Source organism: Aeribacillus sp. FSL K6-1305 (genome assembly GCF_038050115.1).
GTDB lineage: Bacteria > Bacillota > Bacilli > Bacillales > Aeribacillaceae > Aeribacillus > Aeribacillus composti.
Map to the genome: position 1 here is coordinate 32740 of NZ_JBBOQV010000002.1, position 17343 is coordinate 50082.

Here is a 17343-nt window from a genome sequence, read left to right on the forward strand (position 1 = left end):
TTTTTTTATAAAAATAGTTGAAATTATCATAAAAATTCTATAGTCTTTATATAAAAATGTCTAGGGGCTGAAAATCATGAAAGTTGCTTGTATACAAATGAATATCATTTTAGGCGAACCGGACCAAAACTATGAAATCGCTCAAAAAAATATAATAGAAGCAGCAAGCCATCAAGCGGATACAATTGTTTTGCCTGAAATGTGGAATACAGGATACGCCCTTGATCAGCTTGATGAGCTTGCAGACAAAAATGGAGAAAAAACAATTGAGCTGCTGACATCCCTTGCTAAAACATATCATGTCAATATTGTCGGCGGTTCAGTTGCAACGAAAAAAAACGGACAATTTTTTAATACCATGTACGTTGTCGACCGATTCGGAAATATCACCGCTGAATACGACAAAGCCCATCTGTTTAAATTGATGGATGAGCATAAATTTATGAGTGCCGGTCAAAAAGTAAATATATTTGAGCTGGACGGCATCACTTGCGGTGGTGTTATTTGTTATGATTTGCGTTTTCCGGAATGGATTCGCACCCATGCATTAAAAGGTGCAAACATTATGTTCATTCCTGCCGAATGGCCGAAAAAGCGAATTGACCATTGGCAATTGCTTCTCCAAGCACGGGCAATTGAAAATCAAATGTTTGTTGTAGCAGTAAACCGGGTCGGAGCGGATCAAAATAATGAATTTAATGGACACTCAATGGTCATTGCCCCTTGGGGCGAGCTTCTTGTTCATGATCAAACAGATGCAGGAATTTTTTACGCCCAACTGGATCTTCAAGAAATTGACCGTGTAAGAAAAACCATTCCTATTTTTCAAGACAGACGTCCGGAATTATATTTCGAATAAAATTTTACACCCCTTAAAAGAATGTGAAAGCATTCCCTTTTAAGGGGTTTTTGTATGAAAAGGCAATTAAACGCTTTTCATGTGTTTTAAACTTTTTGTAAAGGGTGGATAGGCAATCCCTTTTTCTGTAATAATTGCCGTAATGAGTTCATGATCGGTCACGTCGAATGCCGGATTATATGTTTGCACATTTTCCGGCGCCATCGGTTTTTCATACCATTTTGTCGTGATCTCCTCTGCTTTTCTCACTTCGATCGGTATATGTTCCCCTGTCGGACAATCTAAATCGATTGTTGAAAGCGGAGCACAAACATAAAACGGGATTCCATAATATTTTGCTAAGATTGCCACTCCGGAAGTTCCAATTTTATTGGCAGTATCTCCGTTTGCGGCAACTCGATCACACCCGACTAAAACCGCTTGTACTTTTCCCTCCTTCATCACAATGGATGCCATGTTGTCACAAATTAACGTTACATCCACACCAGCTTCCTGCAATTCCCATGCAGTTAGACGTGCACCTTGAAGAAGCGGTCTTGTTTCATCTGCAAAAACTTTGAAATGGTAGCCTCTTTCTTGGCCTAAGTAGATGGGAGCTAACGCAGTCCCATACCTCGCCGTCGCAATTGTTCCTGCATTGCAATGGGTCAGAAGACCCCAGCCGGGTTTTAATAATGACAGGGCATGCTCCCCGATCGAATAACAGACTTGCTCATCCTCATTACGGATATGTTCTGCTTCTTCCTTCAGTGCGTTTTTAATTTCCTCGATGCTTTTGTCTTTTTCTACTTTGAGTCTATCCTCCATGCGATCTAAAGCCCAAAATAAATTCACTGCAGTCGGCCGCGATGAAGCCAAATACTGTTTGATTTTTTGAAAATCATCCAAAAGCTGTTCATAAGTCGACGCTTTTGATTGCTTCGTGCCTAAATAAACACCGAATGCAGCAGCAATTCCGATCGCAGGTGCTCCTCTAACCTTCAGATGGTAAATGGCCTCCCATATTTCTTCTGGAGTAGAAAGATGCAGAAATACTTTCTCATTCGGCAATAGCGTTTGGTCGAGTATGATCACCGTATTGTTTTCATCATCCAGTTGTACGGATTGAATGGCTTTTACTGCTGTCATAAAACTTTTCCCCTTCAATAAATTTGCGGACACTTTGTAATAAAACATTCACAAAGTCGTCGCCTGTACGAATGTTTGCACGTTCAAGAATAAAGGTTTTACCAGCTGTTAAACAAATTTTTTCAGCCAAAGCTCGGGATTCTTTATTTTCAATTGACGTGATGTCTTTTACATGGGCGATCCCAATAATTCTTCTGCATAATTCAAGTCCGGCAGCGGCTGAGGCATCCTCAAGGATGGAATTTAAATACCATTCTTTAAAACTAGGTGCACTTGCAGTTCTTTCTTTTATATTCTCATCCCAAGCATGTAAAAATTTTTTTGTAAACAGCTCTATTACGTCTGAGATTGTTTGTTGAATATATTGCAAGTAGTCTTCCTTTGTTTCTTGATCTTCAATTGTAAAGCTTGCATTTACATAGGCGAAAATAAGGTTTGCAATCACATTCCCAATATCGAACCCAGCAGGTCCATAAAAAGCAAACTCAGGATCGATTATTTTTGTTGAATCTTCCTTTATAAAAATGGAACCGGTATGAAGGTCGCCGTGGAGGAGGGACTGTGCTTTTGTCATAAAATCAAACTTCAGTTTAGCTGTTTCCAATGCAAGCTTTGAATCATTCCAAATTTCTTCACGGATGAATTCTCTCGTTTCTGGAAATACATCATTTTGCTCACAATCGTAAAAAGGTTCTGTATACACGAGATCTTCTGTTATTTCACATAATTCTGGGTTTGTAAATTTTTGCACCAATGCTTTCTTCTCTTTATGATCGATAACGGCATCTGAAGTAAGCAATAAGGTGTTGACAAGAAACGTTGTAATATGGTCGGCAAACAAAGGAAATTTTTTATGTTTTAAAAGAGCTGTCCTCATAATTTCATGGTCAGATAGATCATCCATCACACAACAATTCATAATCGGATCATACGAATAAACCTTAGGTACAAATCCAGGCGCTAATTCCCCTTGCAGCTTCAATGCTTCGCTTTCAATCCGATTGCGATCTGGCGAAACTTTAAAGGCGTCTGAAATACGCGCAACCGGACCAGCTTGTTTAATAATGACAGACTGGCCGCTATTTTGATCAACGACACGAAATACATAATTTAAGTTGCCATCGCCAATCTCTCGACATTCCAATTCTGCGTTTTGTTCAAAAATATCGAGTTTTTTCTGTACATATTCGATGACATCTTGCTCAGTCATCGTAAAATATGTTGTAAAATCCTTCAAAAAAAAATTCCCTCCTCTATCTTTGTTTGTCATAAAGTGAAAAAAGAGTCTTTCATAATATCCATTCACAATATGGGGACGACATTATTACAAGACCACTTCGTCACCTGCTTGTAAAAGCTGATTTCGGCAAATGCTCCAAATGGATTCGGATTTCTAGATCCAAAGCAGCCGCCGCATCCATTAAATAGAGGGGGCTGTCTAATAAGTCGATTTTCCGGCTTATAGACGCCCCTTTAATGTTTTAGAAACGTTGATATATCAATGCTTATGATGTTTCGTTTTCAGTGGATTTTGTCTTTCTAAGACAGCCCCTTCCTAAAAATATAAATCTGCATCATTTATTCTTGATTTTCCCCATCCCGCCATAATACTTGATAAATTATCTGTGTTTACTTGGTTTTCAAGTGAAACTATATCCTCTTGTAACATAAGACAAGCCTATTTTTGTGGTGCTCTTTTAGCTGCAAGCTTCTTCGCAAAAATGTGTAAACCTATTAAAACCGGGTCAGCAGCCGCTGTGGTATTTTCATAGTTTCTTTGCATTCAGGAACATTGTTCACTGAGCTGGATGAATTGTGTATCCGAAGAGCAGCCAGTTATATGAAAAAGATGATGTTAAGCTTGCAGCTGTGAATGTTTAAAGCCGCTTTTTCATAAATTTTTTGTAAACTTAATTTACTTCTTCTTTTTCGTAAACTGGCACCCAGCCTTCTTCTGTCACAAAGATGCGGATCGCAACAACTTTTCGGTCATCAGCTAATGTGAAATAGTGGCGTCTGCCCTCTGGAACAGAAATAAGGTCTCCCGGATTAAGATGCACTTCAAAAAATTTTCCGTCCTGTCCTTGAATAACAAAAATTCCATGGCCGCTTACAATAAAGCGCACTTCATCATCTGTATGATGATGTTCACGCTGAAAATTTTTCAGCAGCTCTTCAAGGTTTGGCGTATGATCTGCTAAAGAAATGACATCCCAAGCTTTGTAGCCGCGTCTTGCTGAAATATCTTTAATTTCATTTTCAAAAGATTGTAAAATCGTTTGTTTTTCCTCATCATTTAAAAGATATTTCTCTTTTAAATGCTCTGGTAATTTGGCAATATCCCATTGCTCGTAAATAACACCTTGTTGATTTAAAAATGAAATCACTTCCTCTTGATTGCTGATAACTTCGTTTGTTCCTTGAATTTTAATCGTTGTCATGTAAAATACCTCCTTAAAATGTTTAATTATTTAAAGCTCCTGTACTCGCAAGGAGACCGGCTTTTGCTTGAATAAGAGCAAGCTGATACTGAAATAAAAATTCACAAGCTTCTAAAATTTTCTTTGCTTCAAAGCCATCTTTTCCCCATACAGTAATTCCGTGGTTGCGAATAAGAACTGCCCCTTTATCCTCCTTCACGAAATCGCCCAAAGTGCTTGCTAATGTAGGAATATGGGCATAATTATAAATAATCGGAATCTGTAATTCTGCATCTTCCTCCCAGCGGTCAAACGCTTTTATCAGTTCTTGTCCTTGAAATACAATTTTCCCAGCGTCACCATAAAGTTCAGAGATGACATTATTTGCAACCGTATGTACATGCAGGCTGCAGCCGGCTTTGCTTCTTTTATATATTTCGCAATGCAATAGCGTTTCTGCCGAAGGCTTCAGCTGTGTTGCGCCTACAGGATTTCCTTCTCCATCAACAAGCAAAAAATCTTCCTTCGTTTTTTTTCGTTTATCTTTGCCGCTTGCGGTCACAAGAAACTGAAGCGGGGAATCTTGAACTTTTATGGCTAAATTGCCGCTTGTCCCCATAAACCAATCCCTCGCAGCAAGCTCCTCTTTAATCTCCGCAAGCTCATGAACACGAGTTAAAACGACACTCATTTTGCGCCACCTTTTTCTTCTATGAAATTTGTTTTGTTTATTGTCTTCTCTAAAATGTCAATACAGTCGTAAAATGTTTCGAAAGATTGATAAGGAATAGAAAATTCTTGACATTTTTTTGATAAATAATCACGTGCAATAACTGTATCTGCAATCTTCGCGGCTTCTAAATCTGTGACGGAATCCCCGATGATGATGGAATGAGTGTCAGCATTTGCAATTTGCCGAATAATTGTCGGTTTGCAGCACCCACAATTTTGGTTGGGACATTTTTCATCACACGTATAAGGCCAATGAATGGTGATCGTTTCTCCGCTAAAATCCGCTTTATTGCAAAACAGTGCGGTAATAGAATCAAAAGGCTGCAACAGCGGTTTAATAAAAAAATCGATTCCGCCGCTGACAATGTATAAAGGAATGTTCATGTTTTTCGCATAATGAACAAAGTCGCGAAATCCTTCCCTTATTTCTGCAGTTTCTAAAATATAGTGAATGATGTCACCCTTTAAAGAAGATGGAAGAAGTGCAAACATCTTGCCGACTCCTTCCTGAATACTAATCGACTGGGAAAGGACGCCATCCTTCAATTGCTCCCACTCTTTTGGAGCGAAACGCTTCATGATGCTAACGATGTTATCTTTTTTTGTCACCGTTCCATCAAAATCACAAAATATTACTGGCTTCAATTGGACGGTGCCTCCTTCCATCCCCAGAGCCGAATTGCTTCTTGTAATTCTATGTCTTCAGCTGCTTCATTAAGGGGAACACCCCGGGAAACAGCGTCAACTGCCTGACGGAAAGCTTTTCCTCCACCCTGAGCACCTTGCGGGTGACCGTGAACACCGCCTCCTGCATTAATGACACAATCTTTTCCAAAATCATGAATTAAAATGGGAACAAGACCCGGGTGAATGCCAGCAGATGGAACAGGAAAAACTGGTTTTAAAACTGATTCCTTCACCAATTCTTCTTTCACTTTTAAAACTTTGTCACGCTCCAATGCAACGCTGCCATATGGTGAAGGGAACAACGAAAAATCTGCTCCAGCAATTCTTATCAATTTTCCAAGCAATAAGGAATGAGAGAGCCCATATTTTTCGGATGAAGTAAACGATCCGCTAAACGCCGGATGAGCCATAATTGGGAGGGCGATTTCATCATCTTCCCTTAATGCTTGCAGCACATCGAGTCCATATGTAAAAACATTAAATAGCAAAATATCGGCACCTAATTCTTTTGCTTTTCTTGCCTTATCTTTCAATTCAAATGTTTTTCCCGTCAAATTGACCGCATACAAAGTTCGGTGTCCCTTTTCTTGATACACGTTATCAAGAACTTTTTTGCCTTCCTTTATTCTTGTTTCAAATGATGTGAGCGAATTTTCAAAAAGTATTTCATCATCCTTTACTAAGTCGACGCCCCCGAGAGCCTGCTCCCGCAATTGGGCAAGAAGGTAATCCATATCACGTCCAATTACACCTTTAAAGATGCTCATCACTAACGGTCTGTCGTAAACGCCAAGTTTTTCTCGTAACCCCTGAATTCCAAATCGAGGACCTGGAAAATACCGAAAGATCTCATCGTCAAACTGCAAATCTAGTAATTTTATTTCTCCATCTAGTGATAATTTTCCAAAAGTTGTCGTTAAGATGGCAGGAATGTCTTTAGAAAAGTTTTCTCCCGGAAAGCGAATGTGAAGCTGTGCAATCGTTTTGCCGGAGGATGGATCCTCGCCTGTTTCTTTTATCTCAACCACTTGTCCTTTATGCTTTTTTAACTGCTCTTGCACTAAAAGAGGAAGGTCAGTCCACGAACCTACCGTTAATCCAAGAGCAATGTCTTCTGCTTTTTTTTCTAAATCTTCTCGTTTCGCAATGATTTGGTATACTGCTGTTACGTGACCCATTTTTTCAATCCTCTTCATTCAGATTTTTTTATATAAATAAAACCTCTTCAATAAGAAGAGGTTTTTTGTCAAAACAACTTCTTATCTTTCAACATCTCTGTTGGGAGAATTAGCACCGTGCTCATCATATGAGTCGGTTGCCGGGCTTCATTGGGCTCATCCCTCCACCTGCTCTTGATAAGAGTTTTATTATTAACTTTATAATTCTTATTCGTTTACTTGGATTATACCACTATCCTTCCCCTCTGTCAACACTTTTTTACATCATATTCGATTCAAATTCGCTTACATTTTTCTGATGGCATGCTACAATTATTTAATGGTGCAGTTTACAATTTGAGGTATTTACCGGAACTTGAGGTTGAGCCAAAACAGGAAAGCCTAAAAAAAGAGGACGAAAAAAGAAGGTACAACATCTTTTTAACGTCTTCCGATCGCATCATGCTAGATTACTAGACTTAGAAAAACTGGTTGAATTACGCAATTATAACGTTACTGGTTATCGTGAGACAATTTGTTTCTTGTACCGTTATTGGTTATGTTGCTTTTTGAATGATCCAGAAGAAGCCTTAAAACAAACGCTAACGTTTAATTTACAGTTTAATGAGCCTTTAAGAAGATCCACCAGAAGCGCTGAAAAGGCCTATTATGCACGGAATAACGAAGAAGCAAACCGAATAGCCAGAGAAAAAGGGTATCCTGGCGCTGGATATAATATCAGCAATAAAAAATTAATTGAATGGTTAGATATAACAGAGGACGAACAACGCCATTTAAGCACGATTATAGATGCGAATGAAAAGCGGAGAAGGAAACAAAAACGCCGGGAAATGGGCGTAAAAAGCCGTGAGGAGTATTTAAAAGAACAGCGCAATAAAACGGATAAGAACTTAGAAAAACTTAGACAAGCAATTGAGTTGAATCCTGATTTCTCGAATTACAAATTAGCTAAATTGCTAGGAATAAGTGAATCGTATGTAAGGAAAGGATGTTATATGTTATTTACTGGAACGGATGATTTAATTAAAAACGAGGATCGATCAATTAAAGAACATGATGTTTTATATTTTAGAATTAAACCTTTATCTTCACAAAAAATGGAAGGGTTAGTGGTGTACTTTCAACCCCATTGATGAAATTAAACCGTTTCTCAACTGAACAATTAATAGAAGTTTCATATAAAGTTAGGGAAATCCACGGTATGGTACACAAATGGATACCAGAGACAGTTATTGATGATACATTTATTAAGCAATATGTTGAATCATTTACTGTTGCCTTTGAACAGGAAATCACTGTACTTCCAAGGACATTTTTACGTGAATTTATATTCGTATTAGACGCTGCAAAAGAGGGGAACGATGTCCATTCTCTTTTAAATTATTAGTCCTAGTACTGTAGAAAGAATTAAACTGGATTTAAGTCAGTATTTTGGACACCAATAAGTGAAATTTAATTTTGATCTCATTGACATCGCTTGTCGCTTGACATGGAGCCTCTGCGGGCGTGGTGTTATGCGAAGGGTGAAAGGGGCAATGAATTCTTTCGCATGGCAAATAAGCCTACCACACCCCCACTCCATGTAAAGCGGATGCTTGTAAAATTGTGAAGAGCACTACGCTGCCCTTTGATACTGTCTACTGTTTCTTGTGGCGTCATATAGCCCAGGCAGCTATGAATCCGTTTCCGATTGTACCAGCCTTCTATAAATTCGAATAAGGCTCTTCTGGCAGCTTGAAAGTTCAAATAGTTGATTCTATAGATCTCTTCCTTTTTCAGAATTGCATGGAAAGACTCAATGCAGGCGTTATCGTATGGGCAACCTTTTTTTACTGAAGGAGTGTTTGAACTGCTTCTTTTCCATGTATTCTACAAATTTCTCGCTTGTATACTGGGATCCCAAATCAGAATGCAAGATCAATCCCGGACCTGGACGTTGTGCCTGATAAGCGTTTTCTACTGCCTTTAAAGCCAGTTCAGTCGTCATGTGACGGTCAAAAGCGTAACCAACAATCTTTCTGGAATGTAAATCCATTACGGAAGCCAAGTAGCACCAACCGTCTCTCAAAGTATGAATGTACGTAATATCCGTAACCCATTTCTCGTTGATGGTTGTCATTGAGAAGTCCTGGTTCAGCAGGTTATCGTGTTCTTCCATCTTGCCCTTATTGGAATGGGGGCGATACTTTTTTCTGATAATGGAATAAATGCCTGCAGCCTTCATCAAATGCTGAACCCGTTTCAGGCTGACTTTGAGCCATTCTTTTTCAAGCATATGGTGGATCTTCGGTTCTCCGTATCTCTGCTTGCTTTCCGTATGGATTTTTCGTATTCTGTCTGTCAGCTCCCGGTTTTCCGTTTTGTTTTTGATTCTGTTTTTTGTTTGGATTGATAGTAGGTACTTCTCGGCACGCCAAGGACCGTACACATGGTTTTAAGGTCATAATGGTGTCTGGCTCTTATCTCGTCAATCATGGATATAACAGTGGTTTGAATCTACTTCTTTGCGAATATGACCATAGCTTTTTTAAAGATTTCATTTTCCTCTTTCAGCCGATGCAATTCTTTTTGCAGGTTCAGAAATTCTTCCGGGGTAAAAGAGCCCCCGTCATCCACCTTAACCGGTTTTTGTTTTCTGATCCATTTGTAGAATGTCGTTTCAGACAGGCCATATTCGATCAAGATCTGTTTTACTAGTGTTCCAGTTTGATAAAGCTCAACCACCATTTCCTTAAATTCAGCATGATAACGTTTACGTTTTTCGCTTGTGTTACCCATATCAGGACACATCCCTTCGTTAATATTATATTTCACTAAAGGGTGTCCATGAAACTATACTAGCATCACTTACATTACACAAAATTCTTGACAGTACCCCTTCTCCAGAAAAGTAGGCTTTGGATAAATCTTTATTTACGGATCCAATTGAAAAAACATTTGAAAGTCCTGCGGGATATTCAACACCAAATCCATATGTATTACCTGCAGCAGATATAACTAGGATATTGTGCTTATTTGCTTTAGTTATAACTTCTTCTAATTCTGTATTTGAATTTTGAAAACCGGAACTTATATTTATTATGTCTACCTCTTCTCTAATAGCCCACTCAATCCCCTTTATCAAATGCTCTAACTGTCCATTTCCATCTTGCCCAAGAAATTGAACATCATATAACTGCACTTTAGGATTTACTCCTATCGTATTTCCAGCAACAATACCAGCAACTGGAGTCCCGTGATTATATTCATCAAAAGTTTTACTGGAATCATTAATTGCATTATAACTTTTAGCTACTTTATCATCTAATTCTTCGTTTCTATTTATACCACTATCGACAATAGCTATTTTTATAATCCGTTTTTTCTCAGTACTTTTATTTCCAATGATTTCTTCAACAGTATATACATAATTATTTTTTTCCACGAAGAATATTGATAAAAAAACAAGTGGCATTAAAAGTAGGAAAATGAATAAAATAACATAACTCTTTTTAAAACATAGTGCATCCCTCCAAATTATTAACAATATTAACATATATTAACATGTGTTTACGTGTAAATAATACTATATAACTGTAGATGAGCAATTTTCATAACAATAATTACCATACCAAAAGAGACAAACAGGGTATCCCTTATGCCACATGGAGCTGTTTTTTGACAACATCAATGGGAATATCTTGCTTCGCTGCATGGTAAATGAACTCGACGAGACTATGCCCTTTCTTCGTTCGGAGAAGATCAAGCCCAGTAGAGAAATCCCGGTTGGACTCGACCATACTGTACACATAAGCGAGTTGCACCAAGATCCAATACCGTTTCACCGCCCGACGTTGACGAACGCGGTACCCATCGAGCTTCAGCTGGTCTTTCGCTTGTCGAAAAAAGCATTCGATCGACCAACGCTGGGCATAGTAGCGCAAGATCTCTTCATCGCTTAGCTCCCGGTCGGTGCTCAAGACGCAGTGAAGATGTTCAGGTGTCATCGGCTGATCGGCTTTCCAAGCCAACAACACAACGGCATCATCGAGACCTTTCAGCGCTCCCTCGTAGCGATACACGCGATAACGCTCTTCTCCCACCGTGACGAGATGGGTGTCGTTCGGTTCGATATAGCGGGCAAACTGTTTGGCTTGGATGGCGATGCCTTTTGGATAAAGAACCCGATTCGTCTTGAGCATCGCAATGACGTGGAATCCTTTTTTCAGGCAGGCTTCCACGAGTGTTTTCGATGGGTACCAAGAATCCATCAGCACATAAACAGAACCGTGCACATCCAAAGAAGAAAGCATCTCGATGGCCCATTGACCCTTGCTTTTCCCATCCGCCTTGTCGTAGAGGCGGAACGCAAAGGGAAAAGCCTGGGTCATCGTATGAACCATGAGCCAAACAAGAGAATGTCCCCAGATCGACTTTTTCTCTGTGTGAGAATAGTGCCAATCACACCCTTGAATGGCGTGCGTTGCCCGTGACGAAGGCTTGATTTTTTGGCAAATCGTATCATCGATCGAAACAAAAAGGGGTTGATTTTTCTGTTTGGCGATCCGTTCGACACGATGAAGCATCCATTGCTGGAGTTTGCGAAGCAGCGTCTCTTCATCCCAAGGGCTTTTCGTGAAAAAATGGCTGAGTGTCGTTCGATGATTGGGGTGAAAGCTCCAATGATGAAGATCGGTCAACGTTCCAGAAAAGCCTTTCGTGATCATCGCATCCACGATATGAACGAGATGCTTCATGACAGGTTTTGAAAAATAAAGTGCCAACCCCAACATCGTGAAAAACTTGTGGATTCCTTGATGATGTGCTAATCTATTCATGAGACATGAACCTCCTTGTGTGAATGGTTTGTTGGCACATCTATTCTAACCAAGGAATCGGGTTCATGTCTCCTTTTTTGTTTCGATGTAAATTTATGTTAGTGATTTTGCTCATCTACAGTATATAAATTAAACTCGATTAATAGTTCAAAAGTACTGAATGTTTTATTTACATTAAATTTTTTAGTTATATATTCAATTTTCGCAGTGAAAAATTTATGAATTTCAAAGACCATCGAGGATCGTTCTAGAAATTCTGCTTTCCAACGACTGACCATGACTGGGCTTAATTCATATTTGGCGGCTATTTCATTGATGGTTTGCTCTTCACGCAACACCTTAAGAACCACCTTAGCTTTAAATTCTGCGGTATATCAGTTTCTTTTTTTCATGGTATCATTATAACTTATTTATTACGCTCATGTGTCTCACCTTATGGGAGCATTATAAGTACTCTTAATAGACAAATTGAAAAGACTCAAATATATCTTTATTATTTGGTCTAAGAGGAGGTGTCCAATAAGTTAGAGCGTTTTACTTTTTAACAAAAATAAGGAAATTTATGTGAAAATTAAACATTTGATAGGAGGAACCTATTTTTATGATTAATTTTTGGAATAAAGTTACTAAATACAAAGAAGCACGTTATGCTGCAGGAATGAATTTTGATCTTGAAGAGATAGAACCCTTTTTAAACCATTTATCAAACTCAATTTTAGATTCAGGCTTGACTCAAGAAGAAATCAACATGATTCTATCTGAAATAGATAAAATGAATGAAGACAATGAGATCAAAGAGTTTGGAACTTTCGATGTTATCTATAAAGGAAAGCCATCAAAAATAAGGGTTCAAGCTGAAATCCACATTGAAGATGGGGATAAAGAGTTAGTGCTATATATGTATAGTACTAAAAAATTGGTAGACGTTATAGAAAAGGAAATGCTAAAGGTGGAAGAGCAAAGGGAATTTTAAAGGTGGAAACAATTAAATTTGTTAATTAAAATCTGGATTTAATTTTAGGCTGTCGAGTTTTTCTTGACAGCCCTCCTTTTATCTAGAGTTTTAGTTTAAACATGATTTAGAAAAATTTGAATCGGCTACACTTAACTGGACAATAAAATTAAGGTCAAGTAGACTAAACACCAAATTTGGGTATACTGCTTATTACCTGAATCCGTGACAAAACATCTTTACAATGGTCGCAAACCGTTGATACGATAAGGGAAAACGACGTTGACGATTCTTCATCAAGTAGGTGATGTGATGAAAGATTTCCCGATTCGGTTTGTATTGACAGATGAAGCGATTACCCCAAGTGCTGGGCTTGCTCTCGTTGGCTACTTACTCCATCGAACGAAACTGGATAAACGGGTAAACGCACTTCGGCTTCCAACGGTTCGTCGAGAAGTGCACATTTCCCATAGCGATGTCATTCGCTCGATGATTGGCTTGCTTGCCACAGGAAAAACGGATTTCGATCATATCGAAGCGTATCGTCAGGACGATATCTTTTCGGCATCGATGGGGATTCAGCACGTGCCTTCCTCTCCAACCTTGCGACAACGACTCGATCAGCTCGCTTGTCTTCCGATGACCGAAACGATTCTTTGGGAGGAGTCCATACGTCTGTTGATTCAACGACATGCCACTTTGTCCCCTTGTTGGACCAAAGGAAAGACGACATGGCTTCCCCTTGATATAGATGGTTCCCCATTTGACAACTCCGATACGAAAAAAGAAGGAGTCAGTCGAACGTATAAAGGATTTGACGGTTTTACACCGTTGTTTGCGTATGCAGGGAAGGAAGGGTATCTCGTTCATGCCGAGTTGCGTCCAGGGAAACAACATGTGCAAGACAACATGCCCTCGTTTTTAGTCACCGCTATCCGTCGAGCTCGTCAACTGACTTCATCTCGTCTGCTTGTTCGCATGGATGCAGGAAACGATGCAGAAGCGAATGTGCACGTATGCCTAAAGGAAGACGTGGACTTTGTCATCAAGCGAAACTTACGCCGAGAATCGAAAGCGCTTTGGTTCCAGATCGCTTCGCAAAAGGGCAAACGTGTCGATGATGGACAAAGCGAAGGAGTACAAACCTATGAGCTATGCCTTCCACAGAAGGCAGCGATCGATGGGAACACGTATACGTACGTTCAAGTCACCCAAGTGACGGAACGGACGATGGAACGCAATGGACAGCTGATGCTCGTTCCTGATTATGAAGTGGAAAGCTATTGGGTGCGGCTCAAAGGATACGAGCATGTTCGAATGAGCGATGTGCTCGCGTTGTATCATGACCATGCGACATGCGAACAGTTTCATAGCGAACTGAAGAGCGACTTAGATTTAGAGCGGCTTCCATCTGGGAAGATGAAAACGAATGCGCTCGTGTTGGTCATGGGAGCCTTCGTTTACAATCTTCTTCGTCTGATTGGACAAGATCTATTAAGCGATCCGAGACATCCGTTGCACCACAAAGTGAAACGCCGCCGCATCAAGACGATTATTCAGACGGTGATCACGATGGCAGGGCGACTCGTCCGTCGATCACGACAGATCTGGATGAAACTGACGCGAAGGAGTGGCTATAGCGAGCCCCTACTGAACGTCTATCAGAAATGGAGAGAGGTAAGATAACGAACGAATGTTCGATCACTGATGTCCAACGTCACTCCCTGGGCTTTTTTGTCTATTTTTTTGGTTCGTATACCTAAAACAGAGATTTGTTCCATTTTCGGAAATAGAGATGACATAGGTCATAAGCATAAAAGGGGTTTATGGATTATCAATCCATCAAAATTACAACAAAATCAAAGTCGATTTCAATTCATCACGGATTCAGGTATTAAATATAAAGGATCCGTTCTAGAAACTTTACGTGGAGTGGCGGGTATGCTAGCCTTGTCGGCGAGACAGATGAACACATCATCTGACTTCCTGGCTGGGAAAGCATGCCCGCAGAGGCTCAATGTCAAGTTTCGTCGCAAACCCACTGTTTTGGTGGTCTACTTCAAACTACCACAGTTAAGGAGAGTTTAAAAATGAGAAACAGATGAACATTCACTGTAGAATTCAAGGCTCAAATGGTCAAGCTTTATGAAAATGGGAAACTAAGAAAAGATATTATTCATGAATATGATTTAACGCCTTCAGCCTCGATATCAGCAATGTACGATGTCCTAAAACTTCCAAGAAGCACCTATTACGACAAAGCAAAAGAGCAAGATCATTCAGAAGATGAACTGGCAGCAACCATACTGGAGATCTTCCAGAAAAGCCGACATAACGATGGTACACGGAAGATTAAACACGAATTAAAGAAGCTTGGCATCACCTCAAGGCGAAGAATTGGTAGAATCATGAAAAAAGCGGGCTTGTATCAAACTATACAGTTGCCCAGTTTAAGCCCCATGTGGATAAATGCAATGAATCAAAAGTGGAAAACGTGTTGAAAAGGGAATTTGACCCACAAGAGGAATTAACAGTTGTAGTTAGCGACTTAACATACGTGAGAGTGAAAAAATGGCATTACATCTGTTTATTTGTCGATCTTTATAATCGAGAAATTATTGGCCATAGTGCAGGTTCCAACAAAGATACCTAACTCGTCTATGAAGCATTGTCGACTGTGAAAGCTGATTTGCAGCAAATTCAATTATTCCACACAAACAGAGGCAACGAATTCAAAAACAAGACCATTGATGAAGCTCTAGATACTTTTCAGATTAATCGATCGTTAAGCATGAAAGGCTGCCCCTATGACAACGCAGTAGCTGAAGCAACCTGTAAAATCATGAAGACCGGGTAAATATTTCGAAAGTGTAGAACAACTCAAAATGGAATTAGATGATTATGTTCATTGGTTTAATCATATTAGAATCCATGGAACGCTAGGGTATTTGAGCCGAATGGAGTATAAAGAGAAACACCTCAAAAAAAGTGTCTAGTTTAGTGTTGACATACCAAAAAAGTTTAAATGAGGTCGAATAGGACCTAATAGTTGGCACGATTCATTTTGATAAGTGTCTCTGGATTAAGCCGTTTAATTTACATGTTGAAAAGTTAAATCAGTTCTATATATTATGTGGGGGAGTGTTTATGAAAATTATATATTCTATTCTTAGCGATCTGATTTACCTAATAGTACAATATAGAGGATTCATAGAATCGTGTTTATCTTTAGCAATTAAGAATCTGAGAATTCAAAAGATTTTTACTTAGATTCAAATTTGGATAGAGACACAAAAGAAGAATTAGGTACTCCTGATATCGTGAATACTATTTTAATGTTAGACTAAAAAGTAGACACAGATTATTATAGTAATAATAGACTGAAAAATGAGGTGTCTACATGACAAAAAAACAAAGGCGGTACGAGGAAGACTTTAAGCGTCAAACTGTTCGTTATATTTTGGAGGAAGCGAAATCCGTTGCACAAGTGGCTCGTGAGCTCAAAATTAACGAAAATACTCTTCACGGCTGGATGAAAAAATATAAGCAAGAACCTGAAATAACAGAAACCCAAACGTTTCAATCCGAAGACCACGAAGTTCGTGAACTGAAGAAACGTATTCGGGATCTGGAGGAGGAAAACTCCATCTTAAAAAAGGCGATGCACTTCTTCGCGAAAGACCATCGGTAAAATATTCATTTATCCATGAGCATCGCTTCGATTACCGATTGGAGAAGATGTGCGAAGTATTGAAAGTTTCTCGAAGCGGTTATTATAAATGGCGTGATCGTCCCAAAAGTGCTAGACAAGAGCGTCGAGAAGAATTGACGTAGGAAGTGCGTCGTGTGTATATCGAATCTCGCCAACTGTATGGGAGTCCAAAGGTTGCCAAAAAGCTTAATCATGAAGGCATTAAGGTTTCACAGAAGACGGTTTCCCGCATAATGAACAAAGAGGGAATGAAGTCTCGTACCGTGAAAAAACATAAGGCTACCACTAACTCAAAACATAACCATCCGGTCCACGAAAATGTCTTAAACCAACATTTTACTGTTACGAAACCAAATGAAGTATGGGTAGCTGATATCACATACATTCCAACGGATGAAGGTTGGCTTTATCTAGCTAGTATGATGGATTTGTATTCAAGGAAAATAGTCGGCTGGCATATAGACTGTTCCATGAAAAAGGAGCTAGTGTTAAGTGCTTTAAAGCAAGCCTATCAGCGTCAACAACCACAGGGTTCTATCCTCCATCATTCTGATCGAGGGAGTCAATATGCTTCAAATGACTATCAAGCTAAGCTAATGGAATACGGAATGAAATGTAGCATGAGCCGCAAAGGAAATTGTTATGACAACGCTTGTATTGAATCATTTCATAGGATAATAAAAAAAGAACTAATCTATCAGACTCGTTATAAAACAAAAAAGAGCATATTTGAGCATATAGAAATATTTTACAACAATAAACGTATTCACTCCGCAACAGAGTATTTTTCGCCATCCGAATACGAACGTATGTACAATAAAAAGGGAGCTTAATGAACATATTAATAGAATAGTTAGA

Annotated in this window: 15 protein-coding genes, 4 pseudogenes and 1 riboswitch; of the genes and pseudogenes, 9 read left to right on the top strand and 10 right to left on the bottom strand. The window is 39.2% G+C overall.

Features of this window, described 5'->3' with window-relative positions:
* Window positions 1–76 precede the first annotated feature (76 nt).
* Window positions 77–859 (top strand): carbon-nitrogen family hydrolase, encoded by a 783-nt coding sequence (locus NST97_RS10045; RefSeq protein WP_311066503.1) that lies wholly within the window; start codon window positions 77–79, stop codon window positions 857–859.
* A 66-nt stretch (window positions 860–925) separates the two neighbouring features.
* Here NST97_RS10045 and mtnA read toward each other — a convergent pair whose 3' ends face one another.
* The 6 genes from mtnA to NST97_RS10075 form a co-directional block, all read right to left on the bottom strand.
* Window positions 926–1987, bottom strand: a complete 1062-nt coding sequence (gene mtnA / locus NST97_RS10050) for an S-methyl-5-thioribose-1-phosphate isomerase (RefSeq protein WP_063386758.1) — start codon at window positions 1985–1987, stop codon at window positions 926–928.
* Complete coding sequence (gene mtnK / locus NST97_RS10055; RefSeq protein ID WP_144598482.1) at window positions 1947–3224, bottom strand: S-methyl-5-thioribose kinase; 1278 nt, start codon at window positions 3222–3224, stop codon at window positions 1947–1949. Before mtnK ends, mtnA begins: the two co-directional genes overlap by 41 nt.
* A 673-nt stretch (window positions 3225–3897) precedes the next feature.
* A complete protein-coding gene (locus NST97_RS10060; protein WP_063386759.1) occupies window positions 3898–4428 on the bottom strand; it encodes a 1,2-dihydroxy-3-keto-5-methylthiopentene dioxygenase in 531 nt (176 codons plus the stop codon).
* A gap of 22 nt (window positions 4429–4450) precedes the next feature.
* On the bottom strand, window positions 4451–5098 hold the full coding sequence (locus tag NST97_RS10065; RefSeq protein ID WP_063386760.1) for a methylthioribulose 1-phosphate dehydratase: 648 nt from the start codon (window positions 5096–5098) through the stop codon (window positions 4451–4453).
* Window positions 5095–5784, bottom strand: a complete 690-nt coding sequence (locus NST97_RS10070) for a 2-hydroxy-3-keto-5-methylthiopentenyl-1-phosphate phosphatase (protein ID WP_186439276.1) — start codon at window positions 5782–5784, stop codon at window positions 5095–5097. Before NST97_RS10070 ends, NST97_RS10065 begins: the two co-directional genes overlap by 4 nt.
* Window positions 5781–7004, bottom strand: coding sequence for a 2,3-diketo-5-methylthiopentyl-1-phosphate enolase (locus NST97_RS10075; RefSeq protein ID WP_339197488.1), 1224 nt, complete (start codon window positions 7002–7004; stop codon window positions 5781–5783). The genes NST97_RS10070 and NST97_RS10075 overlap by 4 nt, the downstream gene beginning before the upstream one ends.
* A 78-nt stretch (window positions 7005–7082) precedes the next feature.
* A riboswitch (SAM riboswitch) is annotated at window positions 7083–7188 on the bottom strand.
* Window positions 7189–7552: 364 nt separating this feature from the next.
* On the opposite strand from NST97_RS10075, the gene NST97_RS10080 reads away from it, so the two are divergent.
* Complete coding sequence (locus NST97_RS10080; protein ID WP_341343189.1) at window positions 7553–8137, top strand: hypothetical protein; 585 nt, start codon at window positions 7553–7555, stop codon at window positions 8135–8137.
* A complete protein-coding gene (locus NST97_RS10085) occupies window positions 8137–8391 on the top strand; it encodes a BREX system ATP-binding domain-containing protein (RefSeq protein WP_242009363.1) in 255 nt (84 codons plus the stop codon). Before NST97_RS10080 ends, NST97_RS10085 begins: the two co-directional genes overlap by 1 nt.
* Before the next feature lie 248 nt (window positions 8392–8639).
* Here NST97_RS10085 and NST97_RS10090 read toward each other — a convergent pair.
* The 4 genes and pseudogenes from NST97_RS10090 to NST97_RS10105 all read right to left on the bottom strand — a co-directional run.
* A pseudogene (locus NST97_RS10090) lies at window positions 8640–9782 on the bottom strand (IS3 family transposase); the annotation flags it as partial.
* Window positions 9783–9807: 25 nt separating this feature from the next.
* Window positions 9808–10539, bottom strand: a complete 732-nt coding sequence (locus NST97_RS10095; protein ID WP_341343190.1) for a S8 family serine peptidase — start codon at window positions 10537–10539, stop codon at window positions 9808–9810.
* 100 nt (window positions 10540–10639) lie between these two features.
* Window positions 10640–11821, bottom strand: a complete 1182-nt coding sequence (locus tag NST97_RS10100; RefSeq protein ID WP_340734209.1) for an IS701 family transposase — start codon at window positions 11819–11821, stop codon at window positions 10640–10642.
* A gap of 98 nt (window positions 11822–11919) precedes the next feature.
* Window positions 11920–12183: pseudogene (locus tag NST97_RS10105) on the bottom strand (helix-turn-helix domain-containing protein); the annotation flags it as partial.
* Window positions 12184–12422: 239 nt separating this feature from the next.
* On the opposite strand from NST97_RS10105, the gene NST97_RS10110 reads away from it, so the two are divergent.
* The 6 genes and pseudogenes from NST97_RS10110 (at window position 12423) to NST97_RS10125 (ending at window position 17318) form a co-directional block, all read left to right on the top strand.
* Window positions 12423–12794 (top strand): hypothetical protein, encoded by a 372-nt coding sequence (locus NST97_RS10110; protein WP_094244471.1) that lies wholly within the window; start codon window positions 12423–12425, stop codon window positions 12792–12794.
* 291 nt (window positions 12795–13085) lie between these two features.
* Window positions 13086–14459: an IS1380-like element ISGsp2 family transposase gene (locus tag NST97_RS10115; protein WP_339195758.1), complete on the top strand. Its 1374-nt coding sequence runs from the start codon at window positions 13086–13088 to the stop codon at window positions 14457–14459.
* Between the two features lie 446 nt (window positions 14460–14905).
* Window positions 14906–15274: an IS3 family transposase gene (locus NST97_RS19260; protein WP_412674435.1), complete on the top strand. Its 369-nt coding sequence runs from the start codon at window positions 14906–14908 to the stop codon at window positions 15272–15274.
* Window positions 15268–15426 (top strand): hypothetical protein, encoded by a 159-nt coding sequence (locus NST97_RS19265; RefSeq protein ID WP_445684594.1) that lies wholly within the window; start codon window positions 15268–15270, stop codon window positions 15424–15426. The genes NST97_RS19260 and NST97_RS19265 overlap by 7 nt, the downstream gene beginning before the upstream one ends.
* 214 nt (window positions 15427–15640) lie before the next feature.
* Window positions 15641–15769: pseudogene (locus NST97_RS19270) on the top strand (IS3 family transposase); the annotation flags it as partial.
* A 404-nt stretch (window positions 15770–16173) separates the two neighbouring features.
* A pseudogene (locus NST97_RS10125) lies at window positions 16174–17318 on the top strand (IS3 family transposase).
* Window positions 17319–17343: the final 25 nt, after the last annotated feature.